The organism is Planomicrobium sp. CPCC 101079, assembly GCF_007859275.1.
Taxonomy (GTDB): domain Bacteria; phylum Bacillota; class Bacilli; order Bacillales_A; family Planococcaceae; genus Planococcus.
Genome location: NZ_VOHC01000024.1, coordinates 162,067 through 181,725, shown reverse-complemented (window position 1 = coordinate 181,725; position 19,659 = coordinate 162,067). Strand labels below are relative to the sequence as shown.

General features: G+C 44.4%; 13 protein-coding genes and 1 pseudogene. All 14 read right to left on the bottom strand.

Annotated elements, in window-relative coordinates:
- Window positions 1-793: pseudogene (locus tag FQV28_RS19230) on the bottom strand (hypothetical protein); the annotation flags it as partial.
- A 358-nt stretch (window positions 794-1,151) separates the two neighbouring features.
- Window positions 1,152-1,940: a teichoic acids export ABC transporter ATP-binding subunit TagH gene (gene tagH, locus FQV28_RS11180; protein WP_146496527.1), complete on the bottom strand. Its 789-nt coding sequence runs from the start codon at window positions 1,938-1,940 to the stop codon at window positions 1,152-1,154.
- A gap of 48 nt (window positions 1,941-1,988) precedes the next feature.
- Window positions 1,989-2,795: an ABC transporter permease gene (locus FQV28_RS11175; RefSeq protein ID WP_146496525.1), complete on the bottom strand. Its 807-nt coding sequence runs from the start codon at window positions 2,793-2,795 to the stop codon at window positions 1,989-1,991.
- Window positions 2,796-3,061: 266 nt separating this feature from the next.
- Window positions 3,062-4,966, bottom strand: coding sequence for a CDP-glycerol glycerophosphotransferase family protein (locus FQV28_RS11170; protein WP_146496523.1), 1,905 nt, complete (start codon window positions 4,964-4,966; stop codon window positions 3,062-3,064).
- Between the two features lie 18 nt (window positions 4,967-4,984).
- On the bottom strand, window positions 4,985-6,133 hold the full coding sequence (locus FQV28_RS11165) for a CDP-glycerol glycerophosphotransferase family protein (protein WP_146496522.1): 1,149 nt from the start codon (window positions 6,131-6,133) through the stop codon (window positions 4,985-4,987).
- A 1-nt stretch (window position 6,134) separates the two neighbouring features.
- A complete protein-coding gene (locus FQV28_RS11160) occupies window positions 6,135-7,160 on the bottom strand; it encodes a ribitol-5-phosphate dehydrogenase (RefSeq protein WP_146496520.1) in 1,026 nt (341 codons plus the stop codon).
- Entirely contained in the window at window positions 7,157-7,870 is a 714-nt protein-coding gene (locus FQV28_RS11155; RefSeq protein ID WP_146496750.1) for an IspD/TarI family cytidylyltransferase, read from the bottom strand. The genes FQV28_RS11160 and FQV28_RS11155 overlap by 4 nt, the downstream gene beginning before the upstream one ends.
- 221 nt (window positions 7,871-8,091) lie before the next feature.
- Window positions 8,092-8,283, bottom strand: coding sequence for a hypothetical protein (locus tag FQV28_RS11150; RefSeq protein ID WP_146496518.1), 192 nt, complete (start codon window positions 8,281-8,283; stop codon window positions 8,092-8,094).
- 120 nt (window positions 8,284-8,403) lie between these two features.
- Window positions 8,404-10,758 (bottom strand): SH3 domain-containing protein, encoded by a 2,355-nt coding sequence (locus FQV28_RS11145; RefSeq protein ID WP_146496516.1) that lies wholly within the window; start codon window positions 10,756-10,758, stop codon window positions 8,404-8,406.
- Between the two features lie 453 nt (window positions 10,759-11,211).
- Window positions 11,212-14,901, bottom strand: a complete 3,690-nt coding sequence (locus FQV28_RS19640) for a S8 family serine peptidase (RefSeq protein WP_146496514.1) — start codon at window positions 14,899-14,901, stop codon at window positions 11,212-11,214.
- Between the two features lie 291 nt (window positions 14,902-15,192).
- Entirely contained in the window at window positions 15,193-15,678 is a 486-nt protein-coding gene (locus FQV28_RS11135; RefSeq protein ID WP_146496512.1) for a VanZ family protein, read from the bottom strand.
- A gap of 90 nt (window positions 15,679-15,768) precedes the next feature.
- Complete coding sequence (locus FQV28_RS11130; protein ID WP_146496510.1) at window positions 15,769-17,181, bottom strand: alanine/glycine:cation symporter family protein; 1,413 nt, start codon at window positions 17,179-17,181, stop codon at window positions 15,769-15,771.
- A 117-nt stretch (window positions 17,182-17,298) separates the two neighbouring features.
- Complete coding sequence (locus FQV28_RS11125; RefSeq protein ID WP_146496508.1) at window positions 17,299-18,390, bottom strand: amidohydrolase; 1,092 nt, start codon at window positions 18,388-18,390, stop codon at window positions 17,299-17,301.
- Window positions 18,380-19,516, bottom strand: a complete 1,137-nt coding sequence (locus FQV28_RS11120) for a mandelate racemase/muconate lactonizing enzyme family protein (RefSeq protein ID WP_146496506.1) — start codon at window positions 19,514-19,516, stop codon at window positions 18,380-18,382. Before FQV28_RS11120 ends, FQV28_RS11125 begins: the two co-directional genes overlap by 11 nt.
- Between the last annotated feature and the right edge of the window lie 143 nt (window positions 19,517-19,659).

Below are 19,659 nucleotides of genomic sequence, written 5' to 3'. Positions count from 1 at the left end.
GGCGTCCCCCCCAGGCTTTCTCATAGGCATGGCCGCTCCCCGTCAGGTAGAACACCTTCGGGTTCTTGTCGATTCCCACATGGGTTTTGGTTGACATGTCGCTTGCTTTCACCCAGCCGACCACACCAGAGGTGCTGCTTGGGTTGCGGCTGGCCAAGTAGTATAAATCGCCATTGTATTCTGCCTGTTTCTTGATGTAGTACACTTCGTGCGTATGGCCGGTTCCCGCTTGTTGATAATCGGATAAATTTTTATAAGTGCTGTAAATTCTTACTGTTTCAGATTTCAAATGACCTAATTTGCTAATGTTACTTTCAATTGCTACAGGAGCAACTTCCATTCGTTGAATTTTACTATCTTGTTCTTGTGGGGTTTCTGTTGCTGGATTTGCGTGGGTCGTTTTATTTTCTATAACTTCTTTTTCTTCAAAAGGCTCTTCGGGATTGCTATTGGAAGTAGATTCAGATTGTTCAGCTTCTTCTTTATCTAAAACTGGCACATCTTTTTCAACTTCTTTTTCTTCTACAATTTCATTTGGTGTAATTGTATCAATACTATTATTTGATATAGAGGTTTCTGAAATTACTTCTTCCTCTAGAATGGGTAAATCTGGTGCTTCTGTTTGATCTATACTATCAGTGTTCAAAGAATTATTTTCTAGTAATTCTTCGTTCTCAACCATTATTTCCTTATTCACTTTTATTGATTCTGAACTATCTGCCGCAGAGACAGACAAAGGTAGCCCTAATGTAAGTATTAAGACTATTGCAGTTAAAATTTTTACTAATTTCACTTGTCTTGCTCCCCCTTAACGTTATTCCTCTTATTTGTAAAGCTTCATAACTACTTTCGCCTTAATTTCTACCAATATTTAGAACTTAACCACTTATTTTGTTTTGAGCTTTACTTACTCTATCATACACTAACATTTTTTTGATTGTGTAAAATTTCCTGACTTTCTGTTCTTTATTACAAAAAAATTAAAAGAATGTAGTTATTTTTACACTCAAATTGTAATTTTTGAAATTTAAGCGATTTCATTTCACCCTTTCTTTGTACCTAAAAAAGAGCCCAGACCGCAATTGGTCTGGACTCTTTTTTAAATTCTTATAAAATTGGATTTTATTGGTTGCACATTAACATGTAAAAACTTATCCTTCTCGTCGCTTGGCTGTTTCTTTGCGAAACGCTTCTTGTTCTTTTTTGGAAAGCTTCTTGTAATGTTCGATAAACTCTTCATACTCAGCCATGACTTCTTCTGTCGATCCATACTTTTTCAGCCTTCCACCTTCAAGCCACGCCACTTTTTTACAGAATTTTTTAACTTGGCCCAAGTTATGGCTTACGAAGAAAATCGTCTTGCCATTTTCTTTAAACTCATTCATCCGATCAAGGCTTTTATTGGTAAATGTCTGGTCTCCTACGGATAAAGCTTCGTCAATGACCAGAATATCGGGATCTGCAGAAACACTAATGGCAAACCCTAACTTTGACTTCATCCCGCTCGAATATTTTTTGACAGGCTGGTAGATAAAATCGCCCAGTTCCGAAAACGCGACGATTTCCGGTGTTACCCGTTTGATCTCTTCTTTGCTGAATCCCATTAACAAACACTTGAACTCGATATTTTCAATGCCAGTCAATTCGTTGTTCAACCCGGCATTGATCGCAATCACATGGGTATCTCCATTTTTGATAATTTCTCCTGTTGTAGGCGGGACGATACCACCGATCATATTGCTCAATGTGGATTTTCCGGAACCATTGATTCCTACAAGGCCGATGACATCCCCTTCATACGCAGTCAGGGAAACATCTTCGACCGCATTGAAGTTCTTTCCGCCTCTGCCAGGCAAGAGCAAATCTGTAATCTGTTCTTTCTTCGAACGGTACATCCGGTATTTTTTTGATACATTTTTTATAACTACGGCTTCTTTCATGTGAACACCTTTCCCACTTTCAATCTTTTCCATTGGAACTGTGGCTGTTTATATAAAATCAGAAAAACGGTTTCTAAACTTGAAGTGAGCTGCTGAACCTACTAATAGCAGCAGGAAAATTACCCCTAAGTTATAAACGGTCAATTGCCATTGGTCGATGATATACCATTCATTGTATAAAAGCGAAGCGCGGTACCCATTTGCTAAATAATAGAACGGGTTTAATTGCATGTATGGCTCGACGAAATCCGGCAAACGTTCTGTCTGCCATAGGATGGGCGACAAGAAGAACAAAACGCGCAAACTGGATTGGACCACCATTTGAATATCACGGACTACTACTGCAAGCGTTGATGTTAATAGAGTGACCGCAAATGTAAACAGATATGAAATTGCAATGAAATACACAAGCTGGATATAGTAAACTGATGGCCAGTAGCCATTGATCCAGAACAAAATCATCAAGATTCCCAACAGGAACAGATGCCCATAAAGCTTGCTCGTGATGATGTAACTTGGTAGCGTCGATAATGGAAAATTCATCTTCGCTACCAAATTGAATTTTTGATAGATGGACTTCGTGCCATCCAGAATCCCTTGGTTCATAAAGAACCACATCGAAATGCCCGCGAGCATCCAGAAGATAAATGGAACTCCATTGATGCCATTATTTTCTCTTAGTCCGAGACCGAATACAAACCAGTACATTGCCATTTGAATAGCGGGATTTAAAATTTCCCAGACAAACCCTAATACATTGTTCCGATTATCGATTTTTATATGGAACATGGCCAAACGCTGGATCAAATAGATTGATCCTATTTGTTCTTTAATAATATTAAATAGTGACTTCATATTGTTCCTTCCTCAGTTCCAAATAGCTCTAAGGGAGCTGATTAGTTTTCAAGTATTTTTGGATCGGTTTTGCCTAAACATCTTAACTTTCCTCAAACAGTATAGCATATAACATTATGGGGCAGGCTTTTATAATACGTCTATAAGCAGACGTTTTTTTCTGATTTAACGTGCAGTAAAACAAGAATTTCAATTTAAATTTTTCGTTTTTTAAGAAAAAGAGAAGACCGCAAATGTGCCTTCTCCATAGTGTAAGAGCCTAACTTTTAATCGACCATCTGTATTGAGCGATCAAATAATTCTTTTCTTGATTTAGCAGGCGGCAATATGACTTTCTCTTGGTCATCCACTAAGTGCTCATTATTTAAGCTTGGAATAATCAATTGATCCACCACGTTCTTCGAAGCTTTCCCTAATGTATCGTTAAAAAAGTATTTTACAAAAGGCGGAATCTTTTCTAATTGGAATTGCTCATTTTTAATGGTAGAGATAATTTCTTTGGTCGTTCTCAACAAAGGACCTGGAATAAAGCTAAAGTAATCATAATAGAAGTCTCGTGAGGCAATATATTCTTCGACATCAAAAGCAAAAAACAGCATTGGTTTGTTCAATAATGCAAATTCAAAGCAAACTGAGGAATAATCTGTAATTAAGATATCCGTCACTAACAATAAGTCGTTAATTTCCCGATATTCACTTAAGTCCACAAAAAATTCGCTGTATTCATAGGGAATGGTAATTTTATTTTTTACAAAGGGATGGATTTTCATGACGAAGACGTATTCCTCGCCCAATGCGTTGTAAAGCTCTTCCATATCCAAATGTTCGTATGGGTAATGGGCGGAAGCCTGCCCATTACCCCGGAAAGTCGGGGCGAATAAAATGACTTTTTTCTCGCGCATGAATGGATACTTGGCATGCAAAGAGGTTTTAACATATTCTTTGTATTCTTCATCAAAGAATATATCCGCTCTTGGAAGTCCAGTGGCATATACTTTATCTTCTGATATCCCGAATCCTTCTGCGTAATTGCCGCGAATCCCTTCACTACTGACTGCTGCTTTTGTATAGTTCCGATGGTTTTTGGATAATGGCGAAGGTCCACCTGGACGGCCTAATCGGCTGAAACCGAATGTTTTAAACGCTCCAGCTGCGTGCCAGATTTGAATTAAATCCGCTTTTTTCCGGATTTTTAATGGGTAGATCATCGGATAAAAATCATCAAGTAAAATGATTTTCGCAGTTGCAAAATGATACGCTGTTTTAACCAAATCAACAATGGTCCGTTTGGAGCCAATACGTTCATTGAACAAAAACTTTATATCCAGGTTCATATCCCTCTCCAAAATTTCTTCATAAACAAAAAAGAAGTTCCCGCTCAAGTCAACTCGGCTGTCTGAAGCAAATATGACTTTGGTTTTCTGGATGGGAAATAAACAAAAGAAAAAGTAGAACATTCGGAACAAGCGGTTTTTCAGTGCTCGAATACGACGGTTTTCTTCCGGCACCTCATCCATTTGAAGTTTTCGCGGATCATATGACTGCAGAATATTATTTTTCAACTTCAAGTTCTTACTGTAATTATCAAAAGACAGCATTAAGCTGTATTTCAAGACTAGACTGTTGGAGAAATATTCTAACCGTGTCGTTAAAACATTATCTTTGTGAAAGTTTGGACTCGTCGAAAGTGGAATTACTTTATGATGTTTTAAGAAATCATTTTCTTCATCCAGCTGCTCAAGGCTTATAAAAATATGAAACTCGCCCGCTTCCAATGGCCGCCCTTTTGATATAGTCGATAAGTCAATGCTGCCTTTGAATCCACCTAACGAAGAAGCGAATTCTTCCGACAAATCTTCCGTTTCTTCATATACATCTGCTATCAAGCAATTGTCAAGTGGCGCTTTAATCGTAATACTGTCCATAATTTCATCATTTGTTTTATCAGCCAGCTCAAAATTCCGATCCCGGTATGCCGATATATCGATACTCGGAACAATCAATAGTACTTTTCTTGTTCTGTTTTCCTGATAGGAATTGATGCCTTCTATAGTAGCGTAGCCTTCAATCTCTAAACGAGGGCCTTTCAAGTTAATATGGGTAACTTCGCTAAGAAGCTTACCGTTCGTTGCTAATACGACTTTCTCATTGTCGACTGACGACACATTCATTGTTTACAACTCCCCGAGCTATGATAAAAAATGTTTGGTTATTTGTTTTGTAGAATTTGATATATTACTGAAATTAAACGACAGCATGCGCGTTGTATTCCAGCTTTCGTTTTTTGTGCGGCTGTTGATCCAGGCGATGAGCCGGCTGTATTCGTGAAGGATTTCCCCGTCCGAAACTTTTTCAATCGGATAGTATAAACCCCGTCCCTTTTCGTATTCCGCTAAATCCGGAACAAAATGCGCCAGGGGTTTTTTCAAAAGAGCAAATTCAAAAATCGCTGATGAATAATCAGTGATAAAGGCATCGGCGATCAGCATCCATTCATTGACCGTATAATCTTTTGCGACCAGTATATTATCAAAGTTTTTCAGCTGCTCGAGGCTATCGTTCATCAGATACGGATGCGGTTTGTAAACGAGGATCTTTTCAGGATCCAAATCCGCCGCGAGTCCGGTTAAGATTTTGATGAAATCCACTTCTGATTCTTTTTGTTTATTGGCTGCACGGTATGTAGGGGCAAATAAAATGACCACTTTGTCCAAAACCGCCTGACTATACTGACGCCTGATCTTCTCAATGGTTTCCCATTTATGTTTTTGATCGGTAAACATATCCGTGCGCGGAATGCCGAGCGGGTAGATGTTCTCAGCTGGCATGTTAAACGCTTCCGCATAATGCGGAACCACATTCGGCGAAGAAACATAGACGTGTGTGTAGTTGGAGTGGACCGGAACGATTTTCAAATAGCCTTTATCCGGGCCGAACTTTTTATCGACTGTGCTGTAGCCGAATTTTTTAAATGCGCCTGCCGCATGCCAAAGCTGGATGACTTTCAGTGTTTTTGCTGGTTTGATCAAATAGATCGGCAAAAAGAAATCATCCAGTATCAAATATTTGGCTCCGGCAATCGCAAATAGTTCTTTAAACAACTTAAGATTCATCTTATTTGCTGAAGAAATAAGATGAATCTTTGCGTCGGGTTTTTGTGTAATTAGTTCATCGTGTATGAATTTCAGGTTTCCTTCTAAATCCTTTGAGCGTGAAACCACCATCAGAATTTTGTTTTCATCTACCGGCACAACCAAAGAAAGCACACGGTAACAGCTTTGATAGACGATTTTAAAAACCCAAAAAAGAAAGTATTTTATTTTCTGGATTACTTTCATATTAAATTTTCCACCGCATGATGGTTTTGCCCCACGAATTGGACAAATCGGTCTCGAACGCATTCGCCGCTTCTTCAATAGAAGTAACATCGTAGACGTTGCCGATCAATGTCGATAAATAGTCCACCACTTCCGGGTATTCTTTGTAGATATCGACAGTGCGCTGAAAATCAGCGGCGCCGCTCCGGCTGCTGCCGATCAAGGTCAATCCTTTTTCAAGAACCATGCGGGTATTCACTTCGATCGGATGTTCGCTTACACCAAGCAAGCAAACGGTCCCTTCCGGTTTGATATGGTCGATGATTTCATCGAGTGCGTACTGGCTGCCGATGCCGCCTGCGCATTCGATGGCATGGTCAACTTCAAATCCGTCTGGAATATCGCCAACTTTAAGAGCCCGGTCCGCAAAAGAGAAATGATTCATCTTGTAATCGGTTTTGCCGAAAATGATGACTTCGCTTTCCGGATACAGCTTTTTAAGCAGCAGGCAGGTGATATAGCCTAAGTTGCCATCGCCCCAAACGCCGAAAGATCCTCTGCGCTTGTTGGCCTTTTGTTCAAAGCGGCTCAATGCGTGCACCGTAATCGTCACCAATTCCGTAAACGCCGCCACATCCATATCGATATCCTGTGGAAGCTCGACCAAGCGGCCGCGGTCCATAAAGACATAGTCCTGCATAAAACCATCATAACCGCTTGAACGGAATTGGCTTGTGCGCAAGTAGTTTTCCGCAATGAACTCATCTACTTCTGTCGGGTTGTTTGGCACCATGACCACTTTTGTACCGACCGGCAAAAGGTTCTCGGGATCGTACACCACCTCGCCAACACCTTCGTGGATCAATGACATCGGCAATTTTTCCTTCATCGCCTTTTCACCGCGCGTCCCTGTAAAGTAACGCTGATCCGCAGCGCAAATAGAAAGGTGCGTCGGGCGCACCACAACATCGCTTGAGGCGATCCATTTGTCGTTATAGCTGATTTCAAATTGTCTTGGAGATACGAGTCGATAAATTTGGTTGATCATTTGTCGATACTTCCTTGTAGAATCGCATTGGCAACTTTCAAGTCATATGGTGTCGTCACTTTGATGTTAAAAATTTCCCCGCGAAGCAATTTTACTTTCTCGCCTTTTATAGCGAAAATTTTACATGCATCTGTTAAAATCTCTTTTTCATCATCCGTCAATTTGCCGTAAAGTTCCTGCAGCTTTTCAATGTTGAATGTTTGCGGCGTCTGCCCTTGGTACATATGCCCCCGGACCGGAATAGACGAAATATAATCGCCGCCTGTCGATTCAACGATTGTGTCGATCGCTTCAATTACCGTGTCAACAGCCGTGTGCTGAAGCCCGAGCTCGATGTTCTGCTCGATGATCCGGTGCGTCAAGAACGGGCGTACCGCGTCATGCGTCACCAAAATATCTTCCGGCGTCAGGCCATGGTGTTGTTTGATGTGTTCGACAATAGCCATGATTGTGCCGTTGCGATCAGCACCGCCTTCGGTGATCTCCACTTTCGGCAAATCGATTTTGTACTTTTTCAGTACGTCTTTCGTGTGGTTGACCCACTCTTTCGGCGTTGCAATTATGATTTTGTTTAATTTATTATTCAATAGAAACTTTTCTACGGTATGTACAATAATCGGTTTTTCGTTCAGCAGTAAAAACTGCTTTGGCATCGGAACGTTCCCCATTCTCGTGCCTTTTCCTCCTGCCAATATTCCAGCATAAATCAATCCAATCACCTCGTCATTATATATGGATAATTGTAACATAATGCCTGCGCTTTTCAAGTTGACTAAAGACCTACCATAATTACTTGATTTTCATAAGACTTTTTTGCATTCCATCGTTAACTGTCAGTCAGAACGTTGACGGCAAAAAAGAGGCACCCTTGGTAGGATACCCCATTAACTGTGTTTTATTCATATTCTACTATATTGAAGGTTTAATGGCTTTACTCTTCTTTTGTGATCGAAAACTCCACTTCAGTCGTATTTCCAGCTAAATCCGTCGCAATGAGTTTGTAATCGTTCGCCCCTTCCTCGAACACCGGAATTTTGGCCGTCACTTCTTTTTCGAAATTCTCTATTTTATAAAGAGCAGAAAGCGGATGCACATAAACCTTGCTGTCATCGATTGCCGCCAAGTCGCTTTCCAGATGTAATCTTTAAACGTTGACACTAGGTAAAGAGGCAATCCAATTTTCCCCCAATTAAAAGAAGACCTGATACTGCCGAAGCATCGGGTCTTCCAGAAACTTGATTTACTATTTTACTGAAATGCTGCCCTTTATCCATGCTGGCTTGCCTTTATAAGTGACTTTATACCAGTCTTTATCTTTAGTGATTTTATTGCTTTTATCTAGTACTGCAGGAAGAAAAGCGCCTTTATTTACTGATCCGTAGGATTTTGAACTAGTACTAGCTTTCTCGCGAATAACCAAACCGTTCGCTTTCACTTCCAACAGATTCAGCAACTTGACGTAGCTTCCGCTTACCCAGCCGGTTTTTCCGCTGTACTTCACTTTATACCATGTTCCATTCTTTTGAAGGATTTCTATTTTGGCTTTGTCCGGAATTTTTTTTAAGATTTTAGAGCCGATTGTCGTCGGTTTGTCCCTTAAATTCAATTCCATTCCTGCAATATTGCTGCCGTAGATTCCTACAGGATATATGACAGGTTTTACAGGTAAATAAGCGTTCGGATCACCTGAAGATGAAGGTTGGTTTGCATATTTCGGTACATCGTATACCAATACGAAGTTATCTACTAATTTGTAAAGCTGCTCGATTCTCGCTGTTTGTTTTACAGCCCATCCTATATCTGTCGCGTATTGATGGTCGCCTGGCTTTGCCGGATTCCAGCGCATTTTATATAATGTATCCTGTCCCTGGACAATATAGTCCTGGATAAAATCTGCGCCTCCGATGATAGCCGCTTCAGGCGTAAACCATTTTTTTTCAAAAGCTTTTTTGGCTCCGCAAGATTCCGGACATTTGTCTGTTGCCCCGATGCCGTACATATTATAGACGATATGGTCCGCATTTTTTGTGCTTACTATTTTCCCTTTATCGTCTACAGGAATACCAGTTGCTAGTTTGGAGCGGCCATTTCCGGTTTCTAGCAATGCATGCGCGATTAAGTATGCTTCGTTGACCTTATACTTTTTTCCTGCATTTATAAATGATTGAGCTTTTCCAGTTAAGATCCCATGGTTATATAAAACTTTCTGGTTCACTTCTTTTGCGTTGAGGCCTGCCGGCTTCGACAATACTAAAAATTGATAATAGTTTGTGCTATTTTTCTTAAAGTTTGACGGGTTTGCATAGTATTCTACTTGTTTTCTTGAAGCATCCATCCAGCCTCCCGTTTTTCCTGAAACTTGAGGATGAGCAAACAAGTTCAGCTGGGCATCTACAACTTTCTTGAAATCCGTTTGATATGAGACTGTTTTTGTGGAGATGCGATCTTCGCTTACATCGCCGTTATGGACATACGCCACAACTTCTTTACCGGAAATTTTAATTTTTACGGTATACCAATTGCGAGACAGTTTTTTGATTTCAAGCTGATCAGGTTTCGAGTAGGTCTTCAGCACTTTTGCGTTCTTGGATGCCAACGCATAAATTTTTGTCGGCGTTTTCAAGGCCACGCCTTTTACCGATTTGCTTGCAGCACTGAGTTTTTCAATATGGCTCGTATGTATATACCCTGTAGTTTTCTTGCCATTAATAGAAACAGTCGTTTCGTACCATTTGCTTGTAAGAGTTTTATAGCTAAGGATGGCGCCTTGCGCGTAAGTTTTTAATGTTTTGGAATTGGCAGAGGCACGCGAATAGATAGCAGTAGGGCTTTTTAAGCCAATGCCTTTTGACTCAATTTGCTTGTCTACCGCATTTTCGACATGCGCTTTGTAGATATAGCCTTTTGTTGCTTTGCCGTTTACACTAACGGTCGCTTCATGCCAATTTTTGCTGAAGGTTTTGTATTTCAATACGGTTCCTTCACTATACGCTTTTAAACTTTTTGAAGTTGTGGCGGGTTGAGAATAAACAACCGTCGACGATTTTAATGCTACACCTTTTAAGTTCTTTTGCTCCGTATAGCGATTTTCTACATCTTTCTTTGGTAAATACACCGTCGTCTTTTTCCCTTTAAGGTCAATTACGGCTGTATTCCAGTTTTTACTGAACGTTTTATACTTTAAAATTGTCCCTTTGCTATACGTCTTCAGCTTTTTGGAGCTAGTGGAAGCCAAAGAATAGACAGCTGTAGGAGATTTCACTGTAATTCCGCTTAAGCTTTGTTGAGTATTGTCTTGATTTTCAACATCTGATTTACTAATAAAGCCATTTCGGCTTTTTCCATTCACCACGACTGTCGTATTGTACCATTCACTTGAATAAGAAGTGTATTTCAAGTTTGTTCCTTGCGGATAAGATATAAGAACAGTCGATTTACTTGATGCAGCACTGTAGATTTTAGTCGAATTTTTTATAGCGATCCCCTTGTAAGACTCTGCTGCATAACTGGTCTCAGCCATAAAAGAAATACTTGTTAAAACAAGCAGCAGTAAAAAAATCACTGCAATACCTTTTTGTCTTCTATACAAATGTTTCAAACTTACCTTCTCCTTCTTGTTCCTTTTTCAATGAAGAACCTATCTTTTTTCCAATAATAGGTACTATTATTATGAACAAGAAATGGGCACATGTAAATAGATGGAAAAGAATTTCTGATTATTTATTATCAATAATTTGGTTTTTTTTGGTTATTAGCATCTTTTCAGCATCTGCTAATCTTCTAAACAAGTTCGGTTATGTGAATTTGACGGGCTATTCCACAGCCTTTTCTATGTTGAAAATAAAAAAGACGCGCTCTTCAGCACCTCAGACTACGAACAAACTTTCACTGACTTAGCGCATGTTACGTTCAATGCCTTTAAACAACTAAAGATCAATTAAAAAACATGAATCCAAGAAATCCTGGATTCATGTCTACAAGCAGCTAAACTTTTTGTTCAACTTCTTTGATCAATTTACAATAGATGTTTTTATGGTATTCGTTTGTTTGTTCATTCCTTCTCTGCTTCCTTCGTTATCGAAAATTCCACTTCAGTCGTATTTCCAGCTAAATCGGTCGCAATGAGTTTGTAATCGTTCGCCCCTTCCTCAAGCACCGGAATTTTGGCGGTTACTTCTTCATCGAAATTCTTCACTTCATATGGAGTGGAGAGTTTATGGGCATAGATTTCACTGTCGTAGACATATACCCGAATCTCATCAAAATTGTCTTTGACGTTAAAGGTGATTTCGGCTTCGTTCTGATCTTTTGGCACACTCTTTGGCACATCGACCAGCGTCAGTTCCGCTGCTGTCGTATCGACGAAGATTTGCCGCCGGATTTGCAGATCGTTGCCGCTGTCGTCGACTGCTGCCACGTTAATTTCTTGGACACCATCTTCGAGTGCCAGCGTGTGATTGAAGTTCCGGCCGTCGAATTGCAGCGCCGGTTCGCCGTTCACTGTAACCGATGCTACTTTCGATTCATCTTCCACATGCCCCGACACAATGATTTTGTCCGTGTTATGGATGGACAGAGCGGTTGGCGAATCGATAAAAATAGTCGGTTCCGAAGCGGCGGCGCTTGCAGCGGCATTAAGTTCAACTTGCTGGCGGTTGCCGGCGACGTCATAGAAGATGGCGACAAGTTCGTCTCCCGCTTTTAATGCCGCCGGAAGTTTGAAGTTCCGGGTTGCCGGCGCCAGAGATTCATCGGCTGGCGTCGTGGCATCTTCCGTCAGTTCGGTGCCGTTCAGGAACACTTCCCAGCGGTCGGGTCCAGCGCCTTCTTCAGTGTCGGTGAAACTTGCGACTTCCACTGTGGCAGTGTCCGCATTATAGGCTGCCTGCGCTTGCGGCGCCACGGTATCAACAATGACCGGAAATTCGATGGATTGCCATTCTGCGTCCGGATAGTCAATGACAGCGCGCAGCTGGATTTGGTAATCGCCATCCTCCACAAGTTTGCCGAGCACTTGGCCGTTCCAGCCATAAGCCGGATTCGCGATATAAGCTGCGAGCGGGCTAAAGTTTTTCGTCAGTTTTTTATCGCTTCGGATCGTCCGCAGTTTTTTGCCGCCGGCATCCAAAACGTTCACTTCCAGCGCTTTTGCATTGCGCAAAAGTGAAAAATACGGATAAATCATGTCCCACATGCCGTCGCCGTTTGGCGAGAAGGCAAATTGCTCCGGCACAAAATTCGCTTCATGGGTGCCGCCTTTCATGATCATCCCTTGGTTGTTCACAAGGACGGTAGTGCCGTAGAAAGTCATTGGATCCCAAGCAAATTCGTCAAAAATATCGGCATCGTTCCAATTGCCGTTAAAGCCGAAATACGGGACGACCAGTGCCGGATTGCCCGTCACTTCTTCGCTCGCATCGGTCAACGTAACAAAGCCGTCCACGAAAAAGCCGTTGGTAAATACGGTTCTTAACTGAGGGCTGACAGCAGACAAATCAATCGACACCGGTATTTCCATTTCGCCGTTCGCCGGAATGGTCACCGCTTGCGGCGCTGTTATGGAAACCGCTCCGGTGATGTTGTCCGAACCAAGTGTATTCGGATCGGTGACGAACCGGGTGCCGCCTCCATTCATTGTCTTGTCTACTTGGACATTAAGCGCCACGTTGTAAGTGGCGGCATCCGCCGAGAAGTTTTTGGCGGTCAGCGTGAATGCCAATTTGTCGCCAGTGATTTCTTTTAGCGCCACTTTCGCTTCGGCGGTTGCTTTGTCGGTAACCATGGCTTTGGCCGACAGCGCATCGTGCAGCTGCATGAGCCCTGCACCTTGCCGGCGCGGCGAGACGAACTGCCCTTGGGCGAATTCAATCGGATTGGCTGTATTCATCAGTAAGTTTTTAGCGAATTGGACACGGTCCACTCCATCTATCTTCAGTTCATCCTGCAAACGCTGGAACAATAATGCCGCGCCTCCGGAAACGTGCGGCGCTGCCATCGATGTCCCGCTCATGAGCCCATACTGGTCATCGTTGAAGGTCGAGAAAATATTGCCGCCAGGTGCGGTCACTTCCGGTTTGAAATCCAAGTTCGGTGTTGGGCCCCAAGACGTGAAATCGCTCATTTTGCCGGCTGTCGGACTGGCTACATCCAAGTACTCGCCGTCAAAAGCAACTGCCACTTCACTTCCTGCAGCTAATGCTTCTTTCATTTCCAAACCGTCACTCTGCAAAATCGACAGGAACGGAATCCGGATTGCCGGGTCGCCGGCCATGTTGATGATCCCTGGAACGTTGTTGTAAATGATGACGCCGACTGCACCAGCCGCTTGCGCGTTCAACGCTTTTTGCGCGAATGTGATTTCGCCGCGTGCGATAAGTGCGAATTTATTGACGAAATCTTTTCCTTCAAACTCTTCTGGTTTGCCAAGGCCCGCATCCAAAACCGGATACGTGTCTTGCGGCAACTCGACAGGATCGACATCGTTGGCAAGGAAATAAATGCTGCGTCCGGCATCAGCGCCGTTTATGTTTTTTGCAAAGCTTTTGGCGGTGATGCGGCTGTTTTCAAACGACGCTACGCCGAATGAATCATAAGAGACGCTTGGCGAGCCGGTCAAGCCGTAATCCTGGTTGATTGCAAGAGGCGGCGCAAATCCGGAGCCAAGCAAATTCGAGTTTCCCGCAGAGACGGAAACGAGAATCCCGTTGTCCGTTGCACGCTCGACCGCTTGCTGTTCCGGGTCCGACGAATCGACAAATCCGGCTGTTGCACCAATCGACATATTGATAACGTCGGCGCCAAGCTTGATTGCGTCATCGATTGCTTTAACATAAATGTCGCCGTATGTGGACGGGTTTAACGGATCGTTCGAAAAGACTTTCAGCGCGAGCAGCTGTGTTTCTGGCGCTACGCCTTTGACGCCGCCCGTTTCTTCGTTGCCGTTCGCTCCGACTGTTCCGGCGACGTGCATGCCGTGCATGGTGGCACCCGCTCCAATATCACGGATTTCATTATTGCCATCCATATAGTTATAGCCGAACGGCACTTTTTCCGTAAAGAACTTGCCGTTCAAAAGCGCCCTGTCAGCCACGAGCGCTTCCACTTCCGCTTTTGTCAGCTCTGCTGTCGTGTTGTCGCTCAGGACCATGTCTTTATGCGACGGATCGATGCCGGTATCGATGATGCCGACAACCGTCCCTTCCCCCCGCAAGCCGTAGTCGTTCCATACTTGCTGGGCTTGGACAAGCTCCTTGGAGTGAATCATCTCAGGATTAGCGGCCGGCCGTTCGTATTCGGTCGCCTTGAAAATCGCTTTGATCCCTTCTTGCTCCGCAATTTTTTCTACTTGTTTCGCTTCGAGTTCTGCTGAAAATCCATTAAAGACTGCCGAGAAACTTTCTAAATAAGTGGTATCCGGCGCTGTTTTCGAGATAGCGGCTTTGACGGTTTTTTGGCTTTCGGCTATGGCCGCTTCCAGACTTTCTTTTGTGGATTCAGGCATGGCCTTGTAAAGCATCCCTTTTTCGGTGGCATTGCTGATCGCCGGTGCGCCTTCGAGCTCGACGATGATCCGGACTTTCTCGTTCGGGTCTTCCGGTTTCAGCAATTCCGCCGAAATTTCCGCTTTCGGGTTTTCCGGATCAGGCGCCGCCGCGCTTTTGACCGAAATTCCGGCCAGCCCTGAACCTAGTGCAAGTAAAAATACCAATGTTATCAATAAAACCGTACGCCACTCTTTCACTGTGAGACCCCCTCAAGATTATGGAATGCTATGAGCAGAAAAGTATCATTACCCGCATAATAACATAAAATAAGGGAAGTTATTACTAATTATTTGATAATTTCGAATTTATTCTTTACGGAATGGCGGAGTACAGATAAAGAGGCTAATTTAACATGATAGCACGGAGAAAGTTCATGAAAGGAAAGCAACGTTGTCTGATAGAAGTTGAATAGTTCATCAAAGGAAGCGAAAACTTCATGAAGCAAATTTTCCCAGTCTTCCTTACATAAAAAACGGTGCAACATCAAATTAATGATGTTGCACCGTTTTTTCTCTTCGCTTTGGCCGGTAACTGATTTTCGTATACAGGTTCCAAAGGCTGAGCGCGATAAAGGCGCCGATGGAATCGAGTAAAACGTCTTGGCCGGTTGGCGTGCGGCCGCCAGTCAAAGATTGATGGAATTCGTCCAATACCGCAAGCCCGACGGTGATGGCGAATGCCATCCAAAATTTCGGTTTTGGCATTAACACGACTACTGCAATTGCGACAGCTCCGAACATGAACAGATGAGCGCCTTTTCGCAGCAAAAACTCGATAAATGCAAAATAGCCCCTTTCTTCAATCGATACCAATGTTCCATAGTACGGGATGTGCAGGTAGCTGAGCAGGCCTTCCAGCGGTTTGGCCGCCAAGTATTTCTCCAATGTCGGAATGAGAGTTTGCTGTTCGTACGTTTGGCCGGAGGAAATAAATAAAATACTGAGCAATAGTAGGAGCAGGATTATGTTTTTCATATGGAAATCATACCATAAGACCTACCTTTTCTGCACCATGAAGGTGAGCAAGAAAAAACCCCTTTTGCAGTTTTGCAAAAGGGGCAGGAATTAATCTCGATTGGTTTCTTCCCAACATTCGGCGTTTTTCAAGCCTGGGATGTCTTTCGCATAGAAAACAGGATTTTTGCCCGCTTTGCGTTGGGACGTGTAATTTGAAAGCACCTGGAACGCTGTTTTGCCGAGTATGGCAATGACCACCAAGTTGAGGATCGCCATAAAGCCCATGAACAAATCGGCCAAACTCCAAACAAGCGCTACTTGGGCAAGCGAACCGAACATGACCATAGCCAGTACGCCCAAACGGTAAGCTGTCAGCCATGAGCGGTGCGTATTGATAAATTCGATATTCGTTTCACCGTAATAGTAATTCCCGATAACCGAACTGAACGCGAAGAACAAAATCGCGATCGCCAGGAAATACGGAGCCCAGTCGCCGACGTGGACGTTCAGGGATGCTTGTGTCAGCAAGACGCCTTCCGCTTCCGATGTGCTGTAGATGTCAGCCAGGATGATGATGAAAGCAGTTGCTGAACAAATGATGATTGTGTCGAAGAATACGCCCAAGCTTTGCACAAGGCCTTGCTTGGCTGGATGCGAGATGTTTGCTGTCGCAGCGGCGTTCGGGACAGAACCCATCCCCGCTTCGTTCGAGAACAATCCGCGGCGCACACCTTGCATGATAGCGGCACCGATGCCCCCGCCCACTGCTTCTTCAAGGCCGAATGCGCTCTTGAAGATCAATGAAAAGACTGCCGGAATTTCGCTGAAGTTCATGATGACAACATAAAGAGCAACCGCAATATACATGATTGCCATGACGGGCACAAGAATTTGTGTGACGTGGGCAATCCGGCGGACGCCTCCAAAAATGACCATCGCAGTCACAATTACAAGTGCGACACCCACGGTCCAGTCCGGAATATTGAATGTTTCCCCGAACGATTGTGCAATTGTGTTTGACTGTACGGCATTAAAGATGAATCCGAAAACGATCGTCAATAGGATCGCGAAAATGATGCCGAGCGTCCGGTTGCCGAGCGCTTTTTCCATGTAATACGCCGGGCCACCACGGAACTGGTCGCCGTCGCGCACTTTATAGACTTGTGCGAGCGTGCTTTCGATAAACGCCGTCGACATTCCGATCAGCGCCACCATCCACATCCAGAAAACCGCACCCGGACCACCGATTGCGATGGCCAGCGCCACGCCGGTAATGTTCCCGGTACCGACACGCGATGCAGTGGAAATTGTAAATGCCTGGAACGCTGAAACCCCGCTTGTTCCATCTTTCCTTTCAGTGATGACGCGGAACATCTCACCGAACAATCGTACTTGCACAAATTTCGTGCGGATGGTGAAATAAACACCGAGCCCCAGAAGTAATGCGATTAAAATATAAGACCATAATAAGTTATTTCCTTCGTTGACAAGTGTTGTCAACCCTTCTAAAAATCCACTCATGTCCTTTGCCCCTCTACGCTTATTTTTTCTGTTTTCCTATACCCTATTGAACGGGAAGAAGAAACTTCCGCCCATCCTGCTAATGAACTATTAATCACTTTATTTTTCCTCCTTTGTTCATGTCGTCTTAAGCGTTTCAGCCAACACCCGAGCGCCAATGTCGAGCGCGTCGTGATTGAATGCCATATCGGGATGGTGGAGCCCCGGAGCGAGATCTGCGCCGACGCCGATCATCGCGGCTTTCAATTCCGGTTTTTCAATCGTGTAAAAATGAAAATCGTCCGCTCCCGTCGTTTCAACGGCAGGAGCGGCATTGGCATCCCCGATGACCGAGCGGATAGCCGCATCCGCAATCGCGAGCGCAGCGCCTGAAACTTCTGCGGCTGGCGTAAAGTCATGCCATTCCCACTCAATGGTTACGCCGTAAACAGTTTGAAGGGAAGCCAATCCTTCTTCTACGCGCTGCTGCAATTCTTTCATCAGCGCATTCGACTGTGACCGGAGATCCAGCGCAAACGTTGCGTTTCCTGGAATGATGTTCAAGCTCTCGCCGCCTGCCTGAATATTCGTAAGCTTGGCCGAATAAGACTCGAATGGAGAAAAGTAAATCGACTTGACGAACTGGTGGATCGCCGCGATCACATCGATGGCGTTTTTCCCTTGCTGCGGCCGCGCGCCGTGTGCATCAACGCCGATGATTTTCCCTTTCAGGAAAACGGCAGAGCCATGGTAAATCGCCGGCGCCACTTTGCCGAACGGCATTTCTTCAATCGGACGCAAATGGACGCCGTACAGGTGCGTCACATCTTCCGCCGCTCCCCGTTCAATCATGGCGAGCGCGCCGTTGCCTTTTTCCTCTGCCGGCTGAAAGATGAAACGGATGCGTTTCGACAGCGGTTCGCCCTTCAAGTAAAGAAGCGCCCCGAGCACCATCGCCATATTGGCATCATGCCCGCACGAATGGTTCGCCTGGAACTTGCCATTCACTTCCTGCCAAAGCGCGTCCATATCGGCACGGACCGCAACCACTTCCGGCCCTTCCCCGATTTCGGCAATCACCCCGGTAACATCATCAAATGTACGGTACGGAACTTGAAGTTCATCCATGATGCCCGCCAGTTTTTTTGTTGTTTCAACTTCCTGCCAGCTCACTTCCGCGTTTGAATGAAAGTGGTCAAAAAATTCCTGGATCTTCTCTTTATGGTCCATCTTGTTGTTCGCTCCCATCAAGCTTTGCTGATTTTCTGGTGAGTTTAGCCAACTGGGCTTCGTCCACTGTGATGCCGAGCCCCGGTTTGCCTGACAAGTGGACATGCGGCGGCTTGAATTCCAAGTCGCCGATTTCTTCTTTGAACAGAAGCGGTCCGGTCAATTCCGCCGACTGGATGTTGCGGCGCGACATGACAGCGTGGTAGCCGGCAGCGGAGCCAATGGACGATTCGACCATCGAACCGATCTGTGCAATGATGCCTGCACTTTCCGCCGCCTTTGCCATCTGCACGGCAGGGTAAATGCCGCCTGATTTCATCAGTTTGATGTTAATGAAATCCGCAGCCTCCAGCCGGATGATTTCAAGCACATCTTCCATCGAGTGGACACTTTCATCCGCCATGACAGGAATGGAGGTTTTTTGGCGAATTTCCGCCAAGCCGCGCAAATCACCCATGCGGATCGGCTGCTCAACCCAAGTCAAGTTCGCGTCTTGCAATTGATTGATTGTGTGGATGGCTTGGCCCGCCGTTTTCCAGCCTTGGTTGACATCAATCCGTATTGGCATCGCTTCACCGACCGCTTCCCGCACCGCGTAAACGCGCGCAATGTCCATAGCCGGTTCATCAAGGCCAAGCTTCAGCTTTAAGCTGCTGAAGCCCAAGTTTTTAGCAGCCACCGCTTTTTCCGCCATAACAGCTGGCGCTTCAATGCTCAGCACTTTGGCGTATTGGAGGGTTTCATGCGCCCGTCCGCCGATCAGGTTATAGACAGGCTGGTTGGCCGCTTTCCCCATCAAGTCATAGCACGCAATGTCAACTGCCGCTTTCGCAGCTGGATTGCGGGCAATCGAAGTGTCCATAAGAAAATGGATTTTTTCAATATCAAACGGATTTTGGTTCATAATTCGCGGCAGGAGCACATGCTTCAAGATTTCAAACGTCCCGGACACATGCTCTCCCGTGACGTGTTCATCAGGAACCGCTTCCCCGTAGCCTGTGATTCCGGTATCAGTTTCTAATTTCAAGATGACGGCCGGCATTGTGGGATAAGAAGCATACGAAATGATAAACGGTTCTTTTAACGGAAATTCCACTATGTAAAGGCTAGCTTTCGTGATTCTCATCCAGCTGCCCCCTTCCCCTTTGCTTATGTATAAATTTCATTGTACCTTAGTTGGCCGACGGGGTGAAGGGGTTCAATTTACTAGCTTTCTCATTGAATTGAAAACTGACAAAATCTCATTTCCGCCAATTTGCTTTATGAAGT